Raw genomic sequence first — 22,291 nt, forward strand, 5'->3', positions numbered from 1 at the left:
CGGCCACCGCATGCGTCTGACCGCGACACCGTACACCGGGAAGACACTGTTATGTCGGACACAATCCCGGAAGATCATGCGACTACGCTGCCCGGCCAGAACTCATCCGGAGCGGATGAAGGACGCTCCCCCACCAGCTCACGGAGCCGGCGCAGACGCCTGCGACCGGTGATCAGCCACCGACTTCCATCATCCGACACGCGGCCGGCCAGACCGGCCCGGACCAGCGCGGCCGCCACCCCGTGCGGATCCTTCGCCGGGTCCAGACCCAGGGCGAACCCACCCGGCAGGGGCTCACCGGCCGCCGCCACCCAGAGCCGCATCCGCGGCCCGGAGAGAAAGAGCTGCGCGGATGCCTCCGGCCAGGCGCGGGCAAGACCATTCAACCTCCGGGAGTACGCCGTACGCACCTCGAAGATCGGGCGGGGCGGATCCTCCGGCTCGGGTGTGTCGATCGCCTCTTCCGTGACTTCGGGGTGCTCTCCTCGTACCCCATCGTCTTGAAGGGGAGCCCAGGTGGCACTCAGGCCGCGCGCGGCCAGCTCGGTGACCAGGACGTGGACCCGCCAGGCGGCATCGACCCGGACCGAGACGCGGGCCGTGCCCCCCATCCGGCCGAGTCGGCCGGGCCCGGCCAGCAGGCCGGCCAGATCGGCGGGTGACGGCTCGGTGGTCTCGGCGCTGAACATCGACAGCTGGCGCCCGCCCGGCTCGCTGGGCACGCCGCGCTGAGCGGGCCTCCGCTCCACCGGGATCGGTGGGGGCAGCTCCTCGCGCGGGATCAGCGGCCAGCCGGTCTCGGACATCCGGTCACTGGCATTCGGGCAGGGAGTCGAAGGCCTGTCTCAGCTCGACCGACTCCAGACTCGTGGTGTCCAGGCTGCTGCGCTCGTAATCCGTGGTGAGTTTCTCCACAACCCGGGCGACCTCGGTGTAGAAGGACTTGGCCGGGCTGGTGGCCAGCGCCTCGATGCCGGTGCGGGCGGTGCCGTAGGCGTCCCGGATGCCGGCGAGCGAGCCCAGGAAGCCGTCGGCGATCTCCTCGCCGTTTGTCACGTCGGGGACACCGGCCCGCTGCACGCCGGCCCGCGCCTCCTCGCTGGCGCTCTCCGCGCCGTTGAAGAGACGGGCCAGGTTCTCCTTCGCCTGGGCGGGTGTGGTCTCAGCCGTCATCTGCTGCTGTGTCCGGCTGGTGAGGGTGTCGATCTCGCTGCGCCATGGGCTCAGAGCGGTGCACACCAGCGCCGCCCAGGCCTGCGCACCGGGTCGGCTGGAGCAGCCGGCCAAGGGTGCGGCGAGCACGAGGACGAGGGCCAGGGTGATCGGTCGGACCGCGCGCATGGAAGCAGGGTACGACTAGGGCCGGACACTCCACACACCTCGATCGAGTCACCAAACTTTTTCAACGTGGCGAGGCCGCCACCGCGGGGCTCGAAGCCACCTTGAAATGGTGTGCCGAAAGGCACCCGGCCGAGCCGGGTGCCTTTCGTCCTTGTCGGACCTGGTTCAGGAGACGTTGTCCTTCACCCGGGACGACTCCGTGGCGCGGGCATCCTGGACGGCCTTGGCCGTGTCGGCCGCACCGACAGCGGCGGCAGCCGCGGCCGCGGAGGGCTCGTCGCCCATCGTGACCGGCTTGCGCTTGCTCCAGAACACCGCGGTCGCGACGATCGCGACCGCCACGACCGCGACACCGACCCGCAGGGCGGTGTTCGCGTCCGCGCCGTAGCTCCAGGTCACCACGGCCGGGGCGATCAGCAGCGACACCAGGTTCATCACCTTGAGCAGCGGGTTGATCGCCGGACCGGCGGTGTCCTTGAACGGGTCGCCGACGGTGTCGCCGATGACCGTGGCGGCGTGCGCCTCGGAGCCCTTGCCACCGAAGGCGCCGTCCTCCACCAGCTTCTTCGCGTTGTCCCACGCGCCGCCGGAGTTGGACAGGAAGACCGCCATCAGGGTGCCGGTGCCGATGGCGCCGGCCAGGTACGCCGCGAGCGCGCCCGGGCCGAGGCCGAAGCCCACCGCGATCGGCGCGGTGATCGCCAGCAGACCGGGGGTGAGCAGCTCACGCTGCGCGTCCCGGGTGCAGATGTCGACGACCCGGCCGTACTCCGGACGCTGGGTGCCGTCCATGATGCCCGGGAACTCGCGGAACTGGCGGCGGACCTCCATCACGACCGCGCCGGCCGAGCGGGAGACCGCGTTGATGGCCAGACCGGAGAAGAGGAACACCACGGCCGCACCGACCAGCAGGCCGACCAGCGCCCGCGGGTTGGAGATGTTCAGCTGGGCCAGGATCTCGGCGCCGACGTCCGTCACCCCGGCGCTGGCCATCGAGCTGGCCAGGCTGTTGGTGTACGACCCGAACAGCGCCGTGGCCGCGAGCACCGCGGTCGCGATCGCGATGCCCTTGGTGATCGCCTTCGTGGTGTTGCCGACCGCGTCCAGCTCGGTGAGGATCTGGGCGCCCCGCTCGTCGATGTCGCCGGACATCTCGGCGATGCCCTGCGCGTTGTCCGAGATCGGGCCGAAGGTGTCCATCGCCACGATGACGCCGACCGTGGTGAGCAGGCCGGTGCCGGCCAGCGCCACAGCGAACAGCGACAGCGTCAGCGACGAGCCGCCCAGCAGGAAGGCGCCGAAGACGCCCGCGCCGAGCAGCAGCGCCGAGTAGACCGCCGACTCCAGGCCGACGCTGATGCCGGCCAGGATCACGGTGGCCGGACCGGTCTGCGACGACTTGCCGATGTCCTGCACCGGGCGCCGGTTCGTCTCGGTGAAGTAGCCGGTCAGCGCCTGGATGGCGGCGGCCAGCACGATACCGATCACGACCGCGCCGACCGCGACGATCCGCGGGTCCTGACCGCTGTTCAGGATGTCCTCGGCGATGCCCGCGTCACCGAACCCGGCGAAGCTGTCAGGCAGGTAGACGAAGCTCACCACGGCCACCGCGATCGCGGAGAGAGCTGCCGAGATGTAGAACGCCCGGTTGATCGCGGTGAGGCCGTTACGGTCACTGGGCCGCAGACGGGTGATGAAGACACCGATGATCGCGATCAGCACACCGACCGTGGAGACGATCAGCGGGAAGATCAGGCCGTCCTGACCGAACGCGGCCGAACCCAGGATCAGGGCGGCCACCAGGGTCACGGCGTACGACTCGAAGAGGTCGGCGGCCATGCCGGCGCAGTCGCCGACGTTGTCGCCCACGTTGTCGGCGATGGTCGCGGCGTTGCGCGGGTCGTCCTCCGGAATACCCTGCTCGACCTTGCCGACCAGGTCGGCGCCGACGTCTGCGGCCTTGGTGAAGATGCCGCCGCCGACCCGCATGAACATGGCCAGCAGCGCGGCGCCGAAGCCGAAGCCCTCCAGGACGGTGGGCGCGTCGCCGCGGAAGATCAGCACGACCAGCGCGCCGCCGAACAGGCCGAGGCCGACGGTGAGGAAGCCCACCACACCACCGGTACGGAAGGCGATGCCCATCGCCTTCTCCCGGCCGCCCTGCTCCCCGGCCGCCGCGGCGACCCGCAGGTTGGCCCGGGTGGCCAACGCCATGCCGGCGCCGCCGATGAACGAGCTGAACACCGCGCCGACGATGAAGAACAGCGAGCGGCCGATCTTGACCCAGGTCTCGTTGTCCGTCTCGTGCACCGGCAGGAGGAACAGCAGAACGACCGCGATGACGACGAAGATGCCGAGGGTCTTGAACTGCCGGAACAGGTACGCCGAGGCGCCCTCCTGCACGGCGCCCGCGATCTCCTGCATCTTGGGGGTGCCGCGTTCGGCCTTCAGTACCGATTGGACGAACGCGGCGGCGAAGCCCAGGGCCACCAGGGCGAACACCAGGGCAACGATGACGAATGTGACGTTTGATCCACTCAGGGACACTCCACCGCCATCAGCGGCGAGGTCTATCGAGGTCCCGGACATCCTTGTCCTCCTACACCGATGGCGCCCGGACGGCGGACGAAGCCCCCGGGCGCGTTCCCCGGGGAGCCCGGGGAACGACGACCAGACCCGCGGACGCGGGCCAGCAGTAGCTGATAACTCGCGTACTGTATAGGGCTTACGTGTTGGTCGTCACATGTAGCACCAGGCGTGTTCCGGCGATGATCGCCGCTATGTTAGGCCACCGTCGATCCCGGGTAGATGGGATCGTTTGACAGGACGCAAGCCCGCACCCAATTTTAACCCTATTTCCGGAAATTTCGTCCATAAACGGACATGGCGGCGAGGGGTGTCGCGTCAGCGGCGGGTGACCGGCCAGACCATGCGGACCTCGGTGCCCGGGCCGTCGTCCACCGGGCGCACCTGCAGGTCGTCGACGAAACCGGCGAGCAGCGCGAAACCCACACCGGTGGTGAGCGCGTCGTCGGTGAGGTTCTCCGCGGCCAGCTCGTCCGGCGGCAGCTTGGCCAGGCCCACGCTCGCCTCGATCGGGGCGTGGTCGATGACCCGGACCGTGTACGAATCCGAGTCGGACATCTCCATCGTGACGAGATCGGTGAGGCCGTACTGGCGGTGCAGGGTGACCGCCCGGGTGCAGGCCTCACCGATGGCGAGCCGAACCTCGTCGAGCAGCTCCTCCGCCACGCCGGCACGCCGGGCCACGGCGACGCCGACGAGCCGGGCGGTGCGCACATGCACCGGGGCCGGAGAGAAGGAGAGCCGAACGGTTGCCATCACGAAGTGGGACCGCTGCCGTCGCGCTCGGTGGCCGCATCGACCGTTGGGAAGATCGGGAAGACCTGGTCCAGAGCGGTGATCCGGAAGATCTTGAGAAGCGGCTCCTTGGCGCAGACCAGGCCGAAGGTTCCGTGCGCGGTACGCAGCCGCTTCAGGGCGCCGACCAGGACACCCAGGCCGGTCGAGTCGAGGAAGTCGACCCGCTCCAGATCGACGACCACATCACGGGCGCCCGCGTCGACCAGCTCGATGAGCCGCTCGCGCAATCGGGGGGCGGTGTAAACATCCACCTCACCGCCGACCTCGAGCACGGTGTGCTCGGCGACGGTCCGGGTCGTGAGTGACAGCTCCATCGGTCCTCCTCCCTGATCTCTCCCCCCGCGAAATCTAACCACCGACCGATCGGGGCTGACGCATGGCACCCACCGTCCTACCCGTTTGAGGTTCGGGGCATACCGGTGTCACAGTGCAATGCGTGACCTCCACCGCCTTCGGTCCTGCTGAACTGCTGCACCGGCTGCGGGCCCGCACCAACGGCACAGCGGTTTCGCCGGTCACCCACATCGAGCGGGTCCCCGCTCGCGAGGGCCGCCCGGCGCCGTGGCCCACCTGGACCGATCCAGCGGTGCGTGACGCCCTCGTCGCACAGGGGATCGCCGCACCGTGGGAGCATCAGGCGGCCGCGGCCACCCTCGCCCGGGAGGGCACACACGTCGTTCTGGCCACCGGCACGGCATCGGGCAAATCGCTCGCCTACCAGCTGCCGGCACTCAGCACGCTCGCCACGGACCCTAAGGCGACGGTGCTCTATCTGTCACCCACCAAGGCGCTCGCCGCCGATCAGCTGCGCGGTCTGATGCGGCTCGGGCTGGACGGGGTGCGGCCGGCCACCTACGACGGTGACACCCCACGCGAGGAACGGGAGTGGATCCGGCAGCACTCGCGCTTTCTGCTCACCAACCCCGACATGCTGCATCACAGCCTGCTGCCGGGCCACAACCGGTGGGGGGTCTTCCTCCGCCGCCTCCGGTACGTGGTGATCGACGAATGTCACACGTACCGCGGGGTGTTCGGCTCGCACGTGGCGCACGTGCTGCGACGACTGCGCCGGGCGGCGGCCCGGTACGGCGCCTCCCCGACATTCGTGCTGGCCTCCGCCACCTCCGGGGATCCGGCCGGGTCGGCGTCGAGGCTGACCGGGCTCCCGGTGACCGCGGTGACCGACGACGCCTCCCCGCGGGGCGCCGTCACGTTCGCCCTGTGGGAGCCGCCGCTGCTCCCCACTTTCGAGGACTCCGCCGAGGAGGCGCCCCCCATCCGGCGGTCCGCCCTGCGGGAGACGGCCGACCTGCTCACCGACGCGGTCGTGGCCGGCACACGCACGCTGGCCTTCGTCCGGTCCCGTCGCGGGGCCGAGGTGGTCGCCGCACTGACCCGGCAGTCGCTGGACGAGGCGGTGCCCGGGCTCGGTGACCGGGTCGCCGCCTACCGGGGCGGCTATCTGCGGGAGGACCGGCGGGCCATCGAACGGGCGCTGCTCTCCGGGGAGCTGCTCGGGCTGGCCTCCACCAACGCGCTGGAGCTCGGCGTCGACCTGGCCGGGCTGGACGCCGTGCTGATCTGCGGTTACCCGGGCACCCGGGCGTCGCTGTGGCAGCAGGCGGGCCGGGCCGGGCGGGCCGGTGGCGAGGCGCTCGCCGTGCTGGTGGCCCGGGACGATCCGCTCGACACCTACCTGGTGCACCATCCGGAGGCGGTGTTCGGGCGGCCGGTCGAGGCGACAGTGCTCGACCCGGCGAACCCGTACGTGCTCGGTCCGCAACTGTGCTGCGCCGCGTCCGAGGCGCCCCTCACCGACGCCGACCTGGCCCTCTTCGGCGACGCGGCGAGCGGGATCGTGCAGCGGCTGGTCGCCGAGGGGTTGCTGCGGCGGCGGCCGTCCGGGTGGTACTGGATCCATCGTGGGCGGCCGGAGGTCGACCTGCGCGGCACCGGCGGGGCGCCGGTGGCGGTCGTCGAATCGTCGACCGGGCGGCTGCTCGGCACGGTCGACCCCGGTTCGTCGCACGCCATGCTCCACCCGGGCGCGGTCTACCTGCACCAGGGCGTGTCCTATGTGGTGGACGACCTCGACCTGGAGGACGCGATCGCACTGGTCCACCAGGAGGAGCCGGACTGGACCACGCACGCCCGGGACGTCACCGACCTCTCGGTGGTGAACGTGCGGTCGTATGTGGACGCCGGCCCGGTCGGCCTGTTCCTCGGCGAGGTGGACGTGACCAACCAGGTGGTGTCCTACCAGCGGCGACGGATCGGCAGCGGCGAGGTCATCGACACCCGCCCGCTCGACCTGCCGGTACGCGAACTGCGCACGGTGGCCGTCTGGTTCACCGTCTCGCCGCAGGCGCTGGCCGCGGCCGGGGTGGAGCCGAGCGAGTTCCCGGGGGCGCTGCACGCCGCCGAGCACGCCGGGATCGGCCTGCTGCCGCTGATCGCCACCTGCGATCGGTGGGACATCGGCGGGTTGTCCACCGCCGGTCACGCCGACACCGAGGCGCCGACCGTCTTCGTCTACGACGGGCATCCCGGGGGTGCCGGGTTCGCCGAGCGGGCCTACGGAACGGCGGCGGAGTGGCTGCGGGCGACCCGGGAGGCGATCGCGTCGTGCGTGTGCGAGGCCGGTTGCCCGTCCTGCGTGCAGTCCCCGAAGTGCGGAAACGGCAACAATCCGCTGAACAAGGAGGACGCCGTGAAGGTGCTCGACGTCGTCCTGGGCGCACTCCCTCCTTCACCACCCGCACCAGTCATGTGGGAATAGTCACAACGGAGACCGGCCCCGCCCGGGAGGCGGCTTCCGCGCCGGCCGGAGCGAACCGGAACCGGACCTCGGCCCGGACCACGATCTCCAGTCCCGAGACGACGCAGCCGGACATGCTCGCCCCGTTGGCCTCGACGTAGCGCCGTGCCACCGCGCAGGCCGCCGCCTGCCCCTCGATGGCGTGCGCTCCCCCGGCCAGCGCCCCGAAGTCGGCCGCCACCTTGGCCTGGTGCCGGGCCACCCGGGCAGCGCCGACGGTGGCCAGGCCCGCGGCCAGCACGACCAGCACCGATCCGACGCCCGCCACCAGAATCGACGCCGAGCCCCGGTCTCTCACCGGACAGCCTCCCCCTCCGGCTCGCGGGCCGCGGACGCGCTGGCCCGGACCGTCATCCCCGGCAGATCCGCCCCGAGGATCCGGACCGGTGCCGACACCTCCGCCGTGACCGTCTCCCCGCCCTCCGACACCCGGATGGCGGCACCCTCCGGAGCCATCCGGCCCGCCGCCGTGGACGGCTCGCCCCGGGCCGAGGACAGCGCGGCCTCCCGGGCCGCATCCAGGCACTGCATCCGGGTCGCCACCGCCGTGACGGCCGTGATGCCGGCGCTGAGCAGCACCATGAGCGCCGGCAGCCCGGCCGCGAGCTCCGCGGTGAACGAACCCCGGTCCCGGCCGGACCACCGGCGCCGTCTCACTTCAGCGCCCGGGCGATGAGCGCGCTCAACGCCGACTGCACGGTCCCGCTCGTGATGACCTTGAGCAGGACACCGGCGAAGGCCACCGCGGCGATGGTGCCCACGGCGTATTCGGCGGTGCTCATCCCGGCGTCCCCGGCTTCCGCCTGGAGCCGCCGGTAGTGGGCGATGAGTTTGTGCACTGGACCTCCTCGGTCGGTCGGGCACGGCGCCGGACACGCCGTGCCGGGTTTCACAGCACGTCACGGAAGATCGCGACGTCGGGCACGGCGCCGGACACGCCGTGCCGGGTTCACAGCACGTCGCGAAGAATCGCGACCATCGACGGCACCAGGCCGGCGAGCACGAAGGCGGGCAGGAAGCACAGCCCGAGCGGAAGGACGATGAGGACACTCGCGCGTTGGGCGGCGGCCTCGTTCTCGACGGCGCGCTCGGCCCGCAGGTCACCGGCGAACCGTTCCAGCGCACCGGCCAGCGCACCGCCGCTCGCGCTGGACCGGACGGCCGCGGCGACCAGCCGCTCGCTCTGCGGCACCCCGGCCAGGTGCGCCCAGGCCTCGGCCGGGCTCGCACCGAGCCGCAGCGACCGGGCGACCCGCTGGAGCCGGTCCCCGAGCGGACCGCCCATGGCGTCCGCGACGGCGGCGATCGACCGGTCCACCGACGTGCCTCCCTGCAATGCGGCCGCCAGCAGGTCCGCGCCGAGTGGCAGGTCGGCCAGGGCCTCGGCGCGTTCCTGGCGGAGCTCGGCCGGTTCCCGGGCGCGCAGGAAGCGCTCCGTCCCGAGGCCGGCCGCAAGACCCAGCGGGACACCCCACCGGCCGCCGATGAGGCCGGCGACGGCGAGCCCGGCCAGCACCGACAGCAGCACCCCGGTCCGCCGCCCGCCCGGTCGCCCGGAGCGGGGGCGCGGCAGCCGTCGCCGGCCGGCCGGAAACATCAGCAGCCCGGCGGCCAGCGCCGCACAACCCGCCACCACGATCCCGGTCATCGCGCCACCTCGGCAGGTTGCCCGCGGTCACCGTCCGGCCCGGTCGCCCGCCGAACAGCCGGAGCAGCAACGGCGTCCACCCCCGCCGGGAAAGCCGCCCGTCCCGGTCCGACCCGCGCCGCGGCGCACGCCGAGGTCTCACCGCCCGCTCCGACCAGTGCCGCCGCGCAGCACTCCCGCAACGGGACCCGGACCGGCCCACCGGGGCGCAGCAGCTCCGCCACGCCGCACACCGGCGTCACCGCAGCACCCGCTCGCCGATGCGCTGTGCCCATTTCAGGCCGCAGCACTGGAGGATCAGCGCCCCGATCGCGCACCCGGCGCCGCCCGGCGTGTGCAGCAGCACGTCCATCGGGTCGCCGCCCAGCACATACCCGGCGCCGATCCCGGCGAACGGCAGCACCGCCAGCAGCCCGGCCGTCACCTGGGCCCCGGCCGCCTGGGCACCCGCCTTCCTGGTGAGACGCCCGGTCTCCCGCGCGTCCGACTCGATCCGCTCGAGCAGGTCGGCGGCCGGCGCCCCGGTGTGCTCGGCGAGCCGCCACACCGCACCGGTCAGCTGCTGGATCCGCTCGTCCCCGGCCAGCCGGGCTCCGCTCGCCGACGCGGCCGCCACCACGGCCGCCGGAATGCCCGCCCGCAGGTCCGCCACCAGGGAGGTCAGCTCGTCGAGGGTCGCCATCCGCCGGACCGTGCCGCGTTTCCGCCGGTCCAGGCGTCGCCACTCGTGGACCGCCAGTCCCGCGTACGCACTCGCCACGACCGCCGCGACCGGGCCGCCGGCCGATCCGGCGGCCACTCCGGCGACGGCCGCGGCGCCGAGGGCGAGCCGCCACTCCGGCCCGCCGAGCAGGGCGAAGAGCACCCGCCGCACCCCGGTGAGGTCCAGCCGGGCCCGCCGCCCGGGCAGCCGGTCCCGCGCCCCACGTTCCGGTCCGGCGACCAGGAACACGCCCGTCACCAGCAACGTCACGAGCACCCAGGTCACGACCGCAGCACCTCGGGGACCGTGATCCCCCGCTCGGCGAGCAGCCGGGCCAGCACCCCGGCGCCCGGGCCGGGGCCGCGGTCGCGCTGCCAGGCCGGCACCACGGTCGCCAACCGCTCCTCCCCCGCCGGCACGAGCACGCTGATCGACTCCAGGAACCGGCCCGCACCGGTCCGCCGGACCTGCAACACCACCTGGAGCGCCGCCACGACCTGGGCGTGCAGCGCGGCCCGGGGCAGGCCGCCGAGCAGGCCGAGCGCCTCGAGCCGGGCCGGTACATCCCCGGGCGCGTTGGCGTGCAGCGTCCCGGCGCCGCCGTCGTGGCCGGTGTTGAGCGCGCCGAGCAGGTCGACGATCTCGGCGCCCCGGCACTCCCCGATGACGAGCCGGTCGGGTCGCATCCGCAGCGCCTGCCGGACCAGGTCGGTCAGCCCGACGGCACCGGCGCCCTCCACATTGGCGGTACGCGCCTGCAACGCCACCACGTGCGGATGCACCGGGCGAAGCTCGGCGGCGTCCTCGACGAGCACGATGCGCTCGGTCGGCGGCACCAGCCCGAGCAGGGTGGCGAGCATCGTGGTCTTGCCGCTGCCGGTGCCGCCGGTCACCAGGTACGCCAGCCGCCCCGTCACCACGGCCGCCAGCACCTCGGCGGCGACCGTCTCCACGGTGCCGTGCCGAACCAGGTCCTCGAGGCTGAACGGCCGCTGCCGGAAGGTCCGCAACGACAGGTACGGCCCGTCCGTGGCGATCGGCGGCAGCACCGCGTGCAGCCGGGTGCCGTCCGGGAGGCGGGCGTCGGCGAACGGCTGCCCGTCGTCGAGCCGTCGCCCACAGGCCGCGACCAGCCGCTGGGCCAGCCGCCGCACCTCGTCGCCGTCACCGAACCGGATCGCCGCCCGCTCCAGCCCGGCGCCCCGGTCCACCCACACGTGCAGCCGGTTGACCAGCACATCGGTGACGGCGGGGTCGGCCAGCAGCGGCGCCAGCGGGCCGGCCCCGATCAGCTCGTCACGCACCCGCCCGGCGAGGCGGAGCACGGCGGTGTCACCGAGCACCGCGGTCTCCTGCCGGACGGCGCTGACCACGGCGGCCGGCGTCGCCTCCACCCCCTCGTACGCGAACCGGCGCCGCACCCGATCCGTGACCCGGTCGCTCGCAAGTTCGCTCATGCTGCGGCCGCCTTCGGACCCGTCCCCATCAGCTCGCCGACCAGCCGCCGGCAGAGGTCGGCGAGCGGCCCCTTCCCGTCGGCCGTCGGCGCCGTACCGCGTTCGATGCCCTGGCAGACACCGGGCTCCGGCCGCAGGGTCCCGGCCAGCGGCAGGCCGAGCGCCCGGGCGATGTCGCGCGCCTTGAGCCGGCCGGGCGCCGGGCCGCGCACCACCACCGCCACGTCGTCGCAGTGGACCGACACGGTGGCCGCGATTCGGGCCGCCGACGCGGTGGCCCGCAGCTCGGCCGGCACCACGAGCAGCGCGCGCTCGGCCGCCTGGAGCGCGAGCACGGCCGCGTCGTCGAGTTGCCGGGGCAGGTCGGCGACGATCACGTCGCGGCCGCGGCGGGCCGCGTCGAGGGCGGCCGCCATCGCCTCGACCGGCACTCCGGGCAGCTCGTCCCGGTCGAAGGAGAGCAGCACCAGGTCCCCGCGGTGCGGCAGGGCGCCGAGCAGGGTGGGCGGGTCGACCCGCCCGTCCGCTCCGGCGAGGGCCGACCAGCGCATCCCGCCCACCTGCTCCCAGCCGAGCACCAGGTCGAGGCCACCGCCGAGCGGGTCGGCGTCGACCAGCAGGGTGCGGTGGCCGGCCCGGACCGCGGTGGTGGCCAGCCCGGTGGCGAGGATGCTCGCCCCGGCGCCGCCGCGGCCGCCGATCACCGCGAGGGTCCGCGAGGGGGCGAGCGGAGCGGTGAGCCCCGCGAACTGGTCGACCACCCAGGGGTCGGCCTCCGGCAGAACCGCCAGGTTGTCGGCGCCGATGAGGTCGGCCACCTGGAAGGCCGGCTGCATCGTCTCCGGGTGGCCGACCAGGATGAGCCGGGACCGCCGGGGCAGCCGGGCCCGGAGGCAGGCGGCCACCTGGTCGGCGCCGACCAGCACCATCGGGGCACCGGTCCAGCGGGCCCGGGCGGTGGCCGGGTCGGGCGCCACCTCGACCTCGCATCCGCCGGCCGCGGCGAGGCGCAGCAGGTCGTCGAGCAGGTCCTGGTCGGCGGTCACGATGAGGGGGCGGCGCGGAGCGGGCATCGGGTCTCCAGCGGGGGACGGCGGGGTTGGGCGCCCACCGTCGCCGAGCCCGTACGGCCGCGACAACCACCACCGGCCTCGCCTGTGGATAACCACAAGCCCTGTGGACAACCGCTACGCACGGCGATGATCTGATAAGCCGCAGGCATGCGCGTGACCGAGTTGGGTATCTTCGGGTACCACACGGACCGATGGAGTCGCTATGGAGAACTCGATCCGGGCCACGCGCGCCGATGACGGATCGGTCACGGTCACGGTGCTGGGCGAGGTCGACTTCGCCAACTCCGGCACGGTGGCTCTGGGCATCCACGACGCGATCACCGACTGGTCGCCGGCGGCCGTCCGGGTGGACCTGCGCGACGCCACCTTCATCGACTCGACCGGGCTCGGCGCGCTGATCGAGGGCTACCGCACCGCCGAGGCCAAGGGCGTCACCTTCGAGGTGGTCAATCCGAGCGACACGTTCCGGCGGGTGCTGTCGGTGACCGGGCTGGCCGACCTCTTCGGTCTCATCCATGACGACCGCGACGAGGAGCCGAGCCGGGCCTCCGGCGTCTAACGGGAACGACCCCCGTCGGGGGAGACGGGGGCCGCCCTGGGATTCGGCTCCGGGGGGGTCGAGCCGAATCAACTCGGTGATCGCGGGGGGCGCAATCACCGAGCGCCGAAATCACCGGGCGCAACGACAGCAACACACAACCCGGTAGCAAACACAAGTCTGCCTCAGGATCGGGTTCCCCGTCGAGTACCGAATGGGGTCCCTGCAACGCCTCCTGCCCGTCTGACCGTTTTCACAGCGCGTCACGAACAAGCGCGTCCCGCGTTCGGGGCAGTCGTTTCGAGCATGTTGCGGCTACACTTTCGGCCCGTGGGCCTCAGCGCCGCGTTTTTCGACCTCGACAAGACCGTCATCGCCAAGTCCAGCGCGCTGGCTTTCGGACGGCCGTTCTATCGTGATGGGCTGATCAGCCGCCGGGACGTGGTGAAGACCGCCTATGCGCAGCTGATGTTCCGGCTCGGCGGGGGCACCGACGAGCAGTCGATGGCCCGCACCCGTGACTACATGGCGGCCCTCTGCAAGGGCTGGCGGGTCGAGCAGGTGCAGCAGATCGTCGCGGAGACGCTCAACGATCTCATCAACCCCTATGTCTATGCCGAGGCGGCCGCTCTGATCGCCGAGCACCAGGCGGCCGGCCGCGATGTCGTGCTGGTCTCCGCGTCCGGCGACGAGATGGTCCGCCCGATCGGCGCGCTGCTCGGCATCACCGACGTGATCGCCACCCGCATGGCCATCGCCGACGGGCGGTACAGCGGGGCCGTCGAGTTCTACTCGGCCGGATCGGCCAAGGTCGTCGGCGTGAAACGGCTGGCCGAGGAGCGGGGCTACGACCTGAGCCAGTGTTACGCCTATTCGGACTCCAGCAGTGACCTCCCTCTGCTCGAGGCGGTCGGTCATCCCAGCGCGGTCAATCCCGATCGCGCCCTGCGCCGGGTGGCCACGCTCCGGTCCTGGCCGATCATGGAGTTCCGCAACCCCGTACCCCTCGGAAAGCGCCTGCGCGACCGCCCGGCCGTGCCGGTCGCCGCGGCCCTGGGCGTCGGCGTCGGCGTCGCGATCGGCTTCGCCCTCTACGGCCGCCATCGCCGAACTCGCGCCTCCGTCGCCTGAAGATCAAACCCCTTATCTCGTACGGGCTACTCGAACCCGCCGTACCAGACCCGCGACCTCCTGCCACTCCAGACCATGCCGCGCCCGCCGGGCGTGAGTGGGTGGTCCAGCTGGTTGTCAGGGCTGTCTCAAGAGCCGCGAGACAGCGCTCACGACCAGCCGTGGAGATCCGGGTCGCTCTGCGGGCGGTACCGGGCTCGTGGTGGTTGAGTGGCGGGAAATCGGTCTGAGCATTCGCCTGACGGGGCCTCTTTTTGGGCGAAATCTGGTGATCAAGCGGAGGGCGGCGTAGAAATGACTCGCGGGCCCGGAAACATCGGGCACCGTGCACGGCCACCGGGAACCCACGCGCGATCAGCCACGGCAGGCACGTTGCGGCGGGACCTCCGCTCGAAAGAGCGCCAGGACCGTCGACAACGACTCAGGTGCACGCTTGATAACCCGGTCCGGACGCGCGAAGCCGGCGCCCCCGCGAGGGACGCCGGCTCCTCATGTCTTACCGGTCAGTTCTCGGCGGCGGCCCGGTGCCGGTTGCGGATCTCCTGGTAGACGGCGCGGAAGAGTTTCGGCCGGGAGTGGAAGTCGACGCCCCGCGCCCACAGTTCGGTGTTCACCGTTGCGCCGTCGTGCCGTTCGATCAGCACGGTGGTGTCGTTCTGCAACTCCCACCGCCCGAGCTTGTGGATGGACTGGTGCAGGTGCACACCGGCGATGTCGTGCCACCGCATGCTCCGCGAGCGCAGCAGGCCGCGGATGAGCACGCCGTCGCTGCTCACGTAGACGCCGTGCCGCAGGATCCGCCAGGCGCCGATCACCCAGACCGCGGCCAGAGTGCAGGCGACCGCCCGCACTCCGTGCCCGATCAGGTCGAACTGGCGGATCGAGGCCCAGGTGAGCAGTGCGAGAGCGACGGCCTCCCAGACGATGACGAGCCAACGGCCGTTACCCGGCGTGTACGGGCGGACCCACTGCGAACCCACGTAGGAAAGTATGCCGCCGGTCAGACCGCGGCCAGCACACCGTCTCCGATGACGACGATCTCCTCGGCCCCGGCCGTGACCGCCGCGGCGTAGTGGCGCAGCCAGGACCGCACCCCGTCGGTGGTGCCGGTGGCGTAGGCGCCGGCCGATCCCACGTACTCCGGCTCTCGGGAAAGGTGACCCACCTCGGCCGTGACCAGGCCGCGGGGGTCGAAGCCCCGGCCGATCAGGGTGAGGCGGGCAGCGGCCCGGGCCACGACGCCGGCCGGCCCGGCGAACGGGCGCAGGGTGATCAACTCGGCGTGCACCACGGCGGCGAGCAGCATGGGCGGGGTGGTCTCGTTCCCGGCGACCAGCCCGGCGAGCGCGTCGATCCGCTCGGCGCCGGAGGTGAGCCGGCCGAGGTCGTGGTCGTGGACGACGCCCCGGGCGGCGAGCACGTGCAGCTTGGCCAGCACCTGACGGGGCGCGCGGGGCCAGAGGTCGACCAGGCCGGGCAGCGCCTCGGCGACCCGGAGCGCGCCCTGCACGACCGGATCGGTGACGGTGCCGCCACGCACCTCTTCGAGGTCGAAACGGCTGCCGTCGAGCGCGGCGCTGGCGACCGCGGCGCGCAGGCTGGCCTCCGCGGCGACCTGGCCGCCGTGCTTGCGCAGGGCTCGATGGCGGTGGGCGGCGTCGACGGCGTCCCGCGCGCTCGCGAAGGCGGGCGCCACGTCGGCGAGGTCGAGCAGGGGTGCTAGTGGATCCACCTGAACACGGTAACCCGGTAAAAGGACGGAACCACGGGGTGCACAAACGAGCTTGGAAATGGCAAGATTCGCGCAGTAGTGAGCATCAATCCGCCAGTCAGCGCGCGCACGACACCATCGGGCGCGGGCTGCGGCGCAAAACTTCGCGGGATCCTCCGGCACAACTAGTGTGCACGAGAGAGACCCCGGTCACGGCAAGAGGAGCCGCCCTCATGAGTGAGACACTGGAGAACCTGTCCTCGGAGACGCGGCAGTTCCCGCCGCCCGCCGACCTCGCGGCGAACGCGAATGTCAAGGCCGACGCGTATGAGGTGGCCGCCGCCGACCGGCTGGCCTTCTGGGCGGAGCAGGCCGGGCGGCTCGCGTGGACGAAGCCGTGGGACCAGATCCTGGACTGGTCGAACCCGCCGTTCGCCAAGTGGTTCGTCGGCGGCGAGCTGAACATCGCCTACAACTGCGTGGACCGGCACGTCGAGGCCGGCAACGGCGACAAGGTCGCGATCCACTGGGAGGGCGAGCCCGGCGACACCCGCACGGTCACCTACGCCGACCTCCAGAAGCTGGTCAGCCAGGCGGCCAACACGCTCACCGGCCTCGGTGTGACCGCCGGCGACCGGGTGATGATCTATCTGCCGATGATTCCGGAGGCCGCGGTCGCGATGCTGGCCTGCGCCCGGATCGGCGCCACCCACAGTGTGGTGTTCGGCGGCTTCTCGGTGGACGCGCTGGCCACCCGGATCGAGGACGCCGACGCCAAGGTCGTGATCACCGCCGACGGTGGCTACCGCCGTGGCAAGCCGTCCGCGCTCAAGCCGACCGTTGACGAGGCTGTCGCCCGGACCGACCGCATCGAGCACGTGCTGGTGGTCCGCCGGACCGGCGAGGAGGTCGCCTGGACGGACAAGGACAAGTGGTGGCACGAGACGGTCGAGCAGGCCAGCCCGGAGCACAAGGCGCAGGCGTTCGACTCGGAGCACCCGCTCTTCATCCTCTACACCTCGGGGACCACCGGTAAGCCGAAGGGCATCCTGCACACCACTGGCGGCTATCTGACCCAGACGTCGTACACGCATCACGCGGTCTTCGACCTGAAGCCGGAGACCGACGTCTACTGGTGCACCGCCGACATCGGCTGGGTGACCGGGCACTCGTACATCGTCTACGGCCCGCTCTCCAACGGCGCGACCCAGGTGATGTACGAGGGCACGCCGGACACCCCGGACCGCGGCCGGTTCTGGCAGATCGTCGACAAGTACAAGGTGTCGATCCTCTACACCGCGCCGACGCTGATCCGCACCATGATGAAGTGGGGCGACGACATCCCCGCCAAGTACGACCTGTCGTCCCTGCGGGTCCTCGGCAGCGTGGGCGAGCCGATCAACCCGGAGGCGTGGATCTGGTACCGGCAGCACGTGGGCCGGGAGCGCACCCCGATCGTGGACACCTGGTGGCAGACCGAGACCGGCGCCATCATGATCTCCCCGCTGCCCGGGGTGACCGCCGCGAAACCGGGTTCGGCGATGACCGCGCTGCCGGGCATCAGCGCCGACGTGGTCGACGACGAGGCGCGTTCGGTGCCGGACGGTGGCGGCGGCTTCCTGGTGCTGCGTGACCCGTGGCCGTCGATGCTGCGCACGATCTGGGGCGACGACCAGCGGTTCCTGGACACGTACTGGTCCCGTTTCGGCGCCGGCTCGGGCTCCGGCTCCTCGGACGAGTGGATCTACTTCGCCGGTGACGGCGCGAAGAAGGACGAGGACGGCGCGCTCTGGCTGCTCGGCCGGGTCGACGACGTCATGCTGGTCTCCGGGCACAACATCTCCACCACCGAGGTGGAGTCGGCGCTGGTGTCGCACCCGGCGGTGGCCGAGGCGGCGGTGGTCGGCGCGGCCGACGCGACGACCGGGCAGGCGATCGTCGCGTTCACCATCCCGCGCGGCAATGTCGACACCACGGGCGACGCCGGCGAGGCCCTGATCAAGGACCTGCGCGACCACGTGGCCAAGACGCTCGGCCCGATCGCCAAGCCGCGTCAGATCATGCTGGTTCCGGAGCTCCCGAAGACCCGCTCCGGCAAGATCATGCGGCGGCTGCTGCGGGACGTGGCGGAGAACCGGTCGCTCGGCGACGTGACCACGCTCCAGGACTCGGCCGTCATGGACCTGATCTCCTCGGGTCTCCAGACGGCCAAATCGGAGGACTGACGACAGTCCATAAAGGCTGGTAGCGCGTCTGCGCTGCCAGCCTTTCTGTCTTTTATGCCGGTATTGACAGTATGGCAAAGCCATACTGGATAACCGTTGGTCATCAATATGCTTTCAGTTCCCCGAACATCGGCTCGTTTGCATACGTTCACCTGAGTCCCGAACCCCGGGACCGTTTCACGCCGCACTCCACACCCGGAGCGCGGCATCGAAAACGGAGGTAAACGTAGTGCGCAAGGTGGTCGCAGGGCTGCTTGGCGCCGCGGTCGTGACCAGTGTCGGGGCGATGGCACCGACGATGGTCGCAGCGGCACCCCCCTCGGATCCAGTCCCGTCGTCAGCGGCCGGCGAGGCGGCCCACGTTGATGACCTGCCCAACCCCCTTGAGGAGAAGCGCCGCGCGTTGCGCGAGCAGGCAGTCTCCGAGGTGATCAGCGGCGAGGCCAAGGTCGAGACCCGAAACGGCAGCAAGGTCGTCAATCTGGGCCGGACCTACGGCAACGGGGGCTTCGGTCACCCCGGCAAGAACCAGTACGTGGAACTGGGCCGTGAACAGACCGACAAGATCTTCGTGATCCTGACCGAGTTCGGCAACACGCGGCATCCGTCGTACCCGGACCAGGACACGACGACGCAGTTCGCCGGCCCGTCGACCTTCGAGGGCCCGCTGCACAACGCCATCCCGGCTCCGGACCGGACGGTGGACAACTCCACGGTCTGGCAGGCGGACTACGCGCCGGACTACTTCCGGAAGCTGTACTTCGGCACCGGCAAGGACGTCGAGTCGGTCAAGACCTACTTCGAGAGCCAGTCGTCCGGCCGCTACAGCGTCGACGGACAGGTCTCCGACTGGGTCAAGGTGCCCTACAACGAGGCCCGCTACGGCCGGTCGAACGACAACCCGATCGACACCAACGGCGACGACCCGGCCGTCTGCGAGAGCAGCAACTGCACCAACGTGTGGGCGCTGGTCCGGGACGGCGTGAACCAGTGGTACGCGGACCAGAAGGCGGCCGGCAAGACCGAGGCCGAGATCAACACCGCGCTCAAGGAGTACGACGTCTACGACCGGTACGACTTCGACGGCGACGGAAACTTCAACGAGTCCGACGGCTACCTGGACCACTTCCAGATCGTCCACTCCGGTGGCGACCAGGCCGACGGTGACCCGTACCAGGGTGAGGACGCGGTCTGGAGCCACCGCTGGTACGCCTACTCCAGCAGCGCCGGGGCGACCGGCCCGGACTTCAACAAGCTGGGTGGCACCCAGGTCGGCACGAGTGGCCTGTGGGTCGGTGACTACACCATCCAGCCGGAGAACGGTGGCCTGAGCGTCTTCGTCCACGAGTACGCGCACGACCTCGGTCTGCCGGACGACTACGACACCAGCGGGGGCGGCGACAACAACAACGAGCACTGGACGCTGATGGCGCAGAGCCGCCTCAGCGCCAAGAACGACCAGGGCATCGGCACCCGCCCCGGCGACCTCGGCGCGTGGAACAAGCTCCAGCTGGGCTGGCTCAACTACGAGTCCGTCAAGGCCGGCGCCAAGAAGGTCGTCAACCTGGGCCCGGAGGAGTACAACACCAAGAAGAAGCAGGCCGTCGTGGTGAACCTGCCGGACAAGCCGGTCACCACCAACCTCGGCACTCCGTACGCCGGGTCCAAGCAGTTCTTCTCCGGCAACGCCGACGACCTGAACGTCTCGCTGTCCACGCCGATCGACCTGACCGGCAAGACGACCGCGAGCTTCAGCGCCAAGGGCCGCTACGCGATCGAGCTGGACTACGACTACCTCTACGCCGAGGCCTCCACCGACGGCGGCGCGAACTGGACGAAGCTCGACGGTACGGCCGCGGGCGCGCCCTTCGTCAAGGACGGCGCGGGTGCTCCGGCGATCAGCGGCACGACCAAGGACGCCTGGGTCGACATCACCGTTCCGCTGGACGCGTACGCCGGCAAGAAGTTCGACTTCCGGCTGCGGTACGTGACCGACGGTGGCGTCTCGGAGGGTGGCTTCTTCGGCGACGAGCTGACCGTCACCGCCGACGGCGCCGTGATCAGCACCGAGGGCGCCGAGGCCACCTCGTCCTGGACGCTCGGTGGGTTCACGATCGTGGGCGCCTCCGTCACCCAGAGCTACCCGAACTACTACATCGCCGGTTACCGCAGCTACACGTCCTACGACAAGTACCTGGCGACCGGGCCGTACAACTTCGGCTTCCTCAACACGAAGCCGGACTGGGTGGAGCACTACAACTACCAGCAGGGCCTGCTCATCTCGTACTGGGACACCTCGCAGGTGGACAACAACACCAACGAGCACCCGGGTGCGGGCCGCAACCTCTACATCGACGCCCACCCGAAGCCGTTCCTGAACCCGAACGGGGTTCCGTGGCGGTCGCGGGTCCAGGTGTACGACGCGCCGTTCAGCTTCTACCCGACCGACGGGATGAAGCTGCACCTCAACGGTGTGGAGTCGGTGGTCAAGCCGCTGCCCGGCAACCCGGTCTTCAACGACAAGGACAAGTACTACTACGAGGAGCTGCCGAACCACGGCGTCAAGCTCCCCGCGACCGGCGTCAAGATCGCGGTGCTGAGCCAGGTCGGCACGTCCATGACGGTCGCCGTCTTCTGATTCACACGGCAACACGCGGCGCCCGGGTCGAGACGGCCCGGGCGCCGTTCCACGTTCGGGAACCGATACCCCCGGCGATTCGTCCTATCTTCGAAGCCTCACCCGGGAAGGATTCAGTCATGCGCGCTCGTCCTCCGTACCGGATCGGTCTGGCTTTGACGGCCGTGGCGATCGTCGCCGGTTGCGCCTCGCCCCCGTCCCTCGGCACTCCGCCGGCGTCCTCCTCGTCCTCGACGGCGCCGACACCATCGGAGGCACCGCCGTCGGAAGCACCCTCGTCGGAAGCACCGTCGTCTGCGGAGCCTCTGCCGACGATCACGTTGACGAAGAAGCCGCCGAAGGAGCCCACCGATCCGCAGCCGAGCACCGGCTGGGTGACCGGAATGGTCACCCGTGGGGGTAAAGGTCCGTGTTACGGCATGATCGCCGACGACGGCCAGCGGTACGCGCTCTACTCCACCGAGGGTGTCGAACTGGCCAAGGGCGACCGGATCAATGCGCACCTGGAAACCACCATGCTGCGCATCTACTGCGGTCCGGGCACCCTGATGGCGATGACCGAGGTGAAACAGATCAAATGATCACGGTGTGGCTTGATTTCCGCACTGCCCGGCATCATGCGTGACAGCGGCGCATAGGCTGACAGGATGGGCGGTCGGGTGGACGAGTCGTGCGTGCTGACGGAAGGGCCGTGGAAGCACCGGTTCGTCGGCGCGAACGGCAGCCGGTTCCATGTCGCTGAGGTCGGCACCGGACCGCTCGTGCTCTTCCTGCACGGCTTCCCCGAGTTCTGGTGGGCCTGGCACGACATCATGGTCCGCGTCGCGGACGCGGGCTTCCGGGCCGCCGCCATCGATCTGCGCGGTTACGGCGCGAGCGACAAACCACCCCGGGGGTACGACGGCTACACCATGGCCGCCGACGTCACCGGCCTGATCCGGGCTCTCGGCGAACGGTCGGCCACCGTGGTCGGCGCGGGCGCCGGCGGCATGATCGGCTGGGCGGCCGCCTCGTTCCACCCGAAACTGGTCAACCGGCTCGTGGTGCTCGGCGCGGCGCATCCGCTGCGGTTGCGGGCCGCCCTCTTCGCCGACCCGCGGGGCCAGCTCTCCGCATCGGCGACCGTCCTGCGCTTCCAGGTGCCGCGCTTCGAGCACGTGCTGACCCGCGACAACGCCGCCCTGGTCGGCGATCTGATGACCCAGTGGTCCAGCCCGCGGTTCGCGGCCTCACCGGAGTTCGCGGATTACTCGGCCCGCTGCCGGGAGGCGATGCAGATCCCACAGGCGTCGTTCTGCGCGCTGGAGGCGTACCGGTGGGTGGCGCGCAGCGCTCTGCGGCTCCAGGGCTACCGGTTCGTGAAGCTCATGCAGCGGCCGTCGAGTGTGCCGACCCTGCAACTGCACGGCGAGCTGGACACCGCGGTGCTGCCCCGCACCGCACAGGGTTCGGGACGCTACGTAACCGCTCCGTACGAGTGGCGGCTGATTCCGGAGGCCGGGCACTTCCTCCATCAGGAGACGCCGGACATGGTCACCGGCGAGATCCTGCGCTGGCTCAAGACCCCATCCTGAGCAGCCCCTTAGGCTCGCCTTAAGTGATCTTTAGTGGACCGGTCAAGCCC

The 22,291-nt window shown here is 71.1% G+C and carries 23 protein-coding genes; 7 read left to right on the plus strand and 16 right to left on the minus strand.

Annotated elements, in window-relative coordinates; all coding sequences use genetic code 11:
- Positions 1–74 precede the first annotated feature (74 nt).
- The 5 genes from IEZ13_RS41045 to IEZ13_RS41065 all read right to left on the minus strand — a co-directional run bounded on the left by IEZ13_RS41045 (position 75) and on the right by IEZ13_RS41065 (position 5,039).
- Positions 75–806 (minus strand): hypothetical protein, encoded by a 732-nt coding sequence (locus tag IEZ13_RS41045; protein ID WP_183225874.1) that lies wholly within the window; start codon positions 804–806, stop codon positions 75–77.
- A 4-nt stretch (positions 807–810) separates the two neighbouring features.
- Positions 811–1,341: a hypothetical protein gene (locus IEZ13_RS41050; RefSeq protein WP_183225875.1), complete on the minus strand. Its 531-nt coding sequence runs from the start codon at positions 1,339–1,341 to the stop codon at positions 811–813.
- A 165-nt stretch (positions 1,342–1,506) separates the two neighbouring features.
- The gene (locus tag IEZ13_RS41055; protein WP_183225876.1) at positions 1,507–3,930 is read right to left on the minus strand and encodes a sodium-translocating pyrophosphatase; all 2,424 of its coding nucleotides are present in this window, start codon (positions 3,928–3,930) and stop codon (positions 1,507–1,509) included.
- Between the two features lie 315 nt (positions 3,931–4,245).
- On the minus strand, positions 4,246–4,686 hold the full coding sequence (locus IEZ13_RS41060; RefSeq protein ID WP_183225877.1) for an ATP-binding protein: 441 nt from the start codon (positions 4,684–4,686) through the stop codon (positions 4,246–4,248).
- Positions 4,683–5,039 carry an STAS domain-containing protein gene (locus IEZ13_RS41065; RefSeq protein ID WP_183225878.1) on the minus strand — a complete coding sequence of 119 codons (357 nt, stop codon included), beginning with the start codon at positions 5,037–5,039 and terminating at the stop codon, positions 4,683–4,685. Before IEZ13_RS41065 ends, IEZ13_RS41060 begins: the two co-directional genes overlap by 4 nt.
- Before the next feature lie 113 nt (positions 5,040–5,152).
- Here IEZ13_RS41065 and IEZ13_RS41070 point away from each other — a divergent pair, with 113 nt between their 5' ends.
- Positions 5,153–7,504 carry a DEAD/DEAH box helicase gene (locus tag IEZ13_RS41070; RefSeq protein WP_183225879.1) on the plus strand — a complete coding sequence of 784 codons (2,352 nt, stop codon included), beginning with the start codon at positions 5,153–5,155 and terminating at the stop codon, positions 7,502–7,504.
- Here the strand turns inward: IEZ13_RS41070 and IEZ13_RS41075 are convergent.
- From IEZ13_RS41075 to ssd, 8 genes are all read right to left on the minus strand, one after another.
- Entirely contained in the window at positions 7,491–7,841 is a 351-nt protein-coding gene (locus tag IEZ13_RS41075; RefSeq protein ID WP_183225880.1) for an Rv3654c family TadE-like protein, read from the minus strand. The genes IEZ13_RS41070 and IEZ13_RS41075 overlap by 14 nt on opposite strands.
- Positions 7,838–8,200: a TadE family type IV pilus minor pilin gene (locus tag IEZ13_RS41080; RefSeq protein WP_183225881.1), complete on the minus strand. Its 363-nt coding sequence runs from the start codon at positions 8,198–8,200 to the stop codon at positions 7,838–7,840. Before IEZ13_RS41080 ends, IEZ13_RS41075 begins: the two co-directional genes overlap by 4 nt.
- Positions 8,197–8,325, minus strand: coding sequence for a DUF4244 domain-containing protein (locus IEZ13_RS41085; protein ID WP_221246146.1), 129 nt, complete (start codon positions 8,323–8,325; stop codon positions 8,197–8,199). The genes IEZ13_RS41080 and IEZ13_RS41085 overlap by 4 nt, the downstream gene beginning before the upstream one ends.
- A 167-nt stretch (positions 8,326–8,492) precedes the next feature.
- Positions 8,493–9,191 (minus strand): type II secretion system F family protein, encoded by a 699-nt coding sequence (locus IEZ13_RS41090; RefSeq protein ID WP_183225883.1) that lies wholly within the window; start codon positions 9,189–9,191, stop codon positions 8,493–8,495.
- On the minus strand, positions 9,188–9,433 hold the full coding sequence (locus IEZ13_RS41095) for a hypothetical protein (protein ID WP_183225884.1): 246 nt from the start codon (positions 9,431–9,433) through the stop codon (positions 9,188–9,190). Before IEZ13_RS41095 ends, IEZ13_RS41090 begins: the two co-directional genes overlap by 4 nt.
- A complete protein-coding gene (locus IEZ13_RS41100; RefSeq protein WP_229795682.1) occupies positions 9,430–10,179 on the minus strand; it encodes a hypothetical protein in 750 nt (249 codons plus the stop codon). The genes IEZ13_RS41095 and IEZ13_RS41100 overlap by 4 nt, the downstream gene beginning before the upstream one ends.
- Positions 10,176–11,351 carry a TadA family conjugal transfer-associated ATPase gene (locus IEZ13_RS41105; protein ID WP_183225885.1) on the minus strand — a complete coding sequence of 392 codons (1,176 nt, stop codon included), beginning with the start codon at positions 11,349–11,351 and terminating at the stop codon, positions 10,176–10,178. Before IEZ13_RS41105 ends, IEZ13_RS41100 begins: the two co-directional genes overlap by 4 nt.
- Entirely contained in the window at positions 11,348–12,397 is a 1,050-nt protein-coding gene (gene ssd / locus IEZ13_RS41110) for a septum site-determining protein Ssd (RefSeq protein WP_183226002.1), read from the minus strand. The genes IEZ13_RS41105 and ssd overlap by 4 nt, the downstream gene beginning before the upstream one ends.
- A 229-nt stretch (positions 12,398–12,626) precedes the next feature.
- On the opposite strand from ssd, the gene IEZ13_RS41115 reads away from it, so the two are divergent.
- Positions 12,627–12,983 carry an STAS domain-containing protein gene (locus tag IEZ13_RS41115; RefSeq protein WP_183225886.1) on the plus strand — a complete coding sequence of 119 codons (357 nt, stop codon included), beginning with the start codon at positions 12,627–12,629 and terminating at the stop codon, positions 12,981–12,983.
- 309 nt (positions 12,984–13,292) lie between these two features.
- A complete protein-coding gene (locus tag IEZ13_RS41120) occupies positions 13,293–14,093 on the plus strand; it encodes an HAD family hydrolase (protein WP_183225887.1) in 801 nt (266 codons plus the stop codon).
- 503 nt (positions 14,094–14,596) lie between these two features.
- On the opposite strand, the gene IEZ13_RS41125 is transcribed toward IEZ13_RS41120, so the two are convergent.
- Both IEZ13_RS41125 and IEZ13_RS41130 read right to left on the minus strand, forming a co-directional pair.
- Positions 14,597–15,073 carry a PH domain-containing protein gene (locus IEZ13_RS41125; RefSeq protein WP_183225888.1) on the minus strand — a complete coding sequence of 159 codons (477 nt, stop codon included), beginning with the start codon at positions 15,071–15,073 and terminating at the stop codon, positions 14,597–14,599.
- Positions 15,074–15,093: 20 nt separating this feature from the next.
- Positions 15,094–15,825, minus strand: coding sequence for a Fic family protein (locus tag IEZ13_RS41130; protein ID WP_183225889.1), 732 nt, complete (start codon positions 15,823–15,825; stop codon positions 15,094–15,096).
- A 212-nt stretch (positions 15,826–16,037) separates the two neighbouring features.
- Between IEZ13_RS41130 and acs the strand changes: the two genes are divergently transcribed.
- Both acs and IEZ13_RS41140 read left to right on the plus strand, forming a co-directional pair.
- Positions 16,038–18,029 carry an acetate--CoA ligase gene (gene acs, locus IEZ13_RS41135; protein ID WP_183225890.1) on the plus strand — a complete coding sequence of 664 codons (1,992 nt, stop codon included), beginning with the start codon at positions 16,038–16,040 and terminating at the stop codon, positions 18,027–18,029.
- Between the two features lie 286 nt (positions 18,030–18,315).
- A complete protein-coding gene (locus IEZ13_RS41140) occupies positions 18,316–20,667 on the plus strand; it encodes an immune inhibitor A domain-containing protein (protein ID WP_183225891.1) in 2,352 nt (783 codons plus the stop codon).
- A gap of 1 nt (position 20,668) precedes the next feature.
- Here the strand turns inward: IEZ13_RS41140 and IEZ13_RS47200 are convergent, their stop codons facing one another.
- On the minus strand, positions 20,669–21,058 hold the full coding sequence (locus tag IEZ13_RS47200; RefSeq protein ID WP_229795684.1) for a hypothetical protein: 390 nt from the start codon (positions 21,056–21,058) through the stop codon (positions 20,669–20,671).
- A 28-nt stretch (positions 21,059–21,086) separates the two neighbouring features.
- On the opposite strand from IEZ13_RS47200, the gene IEZ13_RS47205 reads away from it, so the two are divergent.
- Both IEZ13_RS47205 and IEZ13_RS41150 read left to right on the plus strand, forming a co-directional pair.
- Positions 21,087–21,248, plus strand: coding sequence for a hypothetical protein (locus IEZ13_RS47205; protein ID WP_229795686.1), 162 nt, complete (start codon positions 21,087–21,089; stop codon positions 21,246–21,248).
- A gap of 66 nt (positions 21,249–21,314) precedes the next feature.
- Positions 21,315–22,241 carry an alpha/beta fold hydrolase gene (locus IEZ13_RS41150; protein ID WP_183225893.1) on the plus strand — a complete coding sequence of 309 codons (927 nt, stop codon included), beginning with the start codon at positions 21,315–21,317 and terminating at the stop codon, positions 22,239–22,241.
- Positions 22,242–22,291 lie beyond the last annotated feature (50 nt).

This window comes from Actinoplanes campanulatus (assembly GCF_014647795.1).
Lineage (GTDB): Bacteria > Actinomycetota > Actinomycetes > Mycobacteriales > Micromonosporaceae > Actinoplanes > Actinoplanes campanulatus.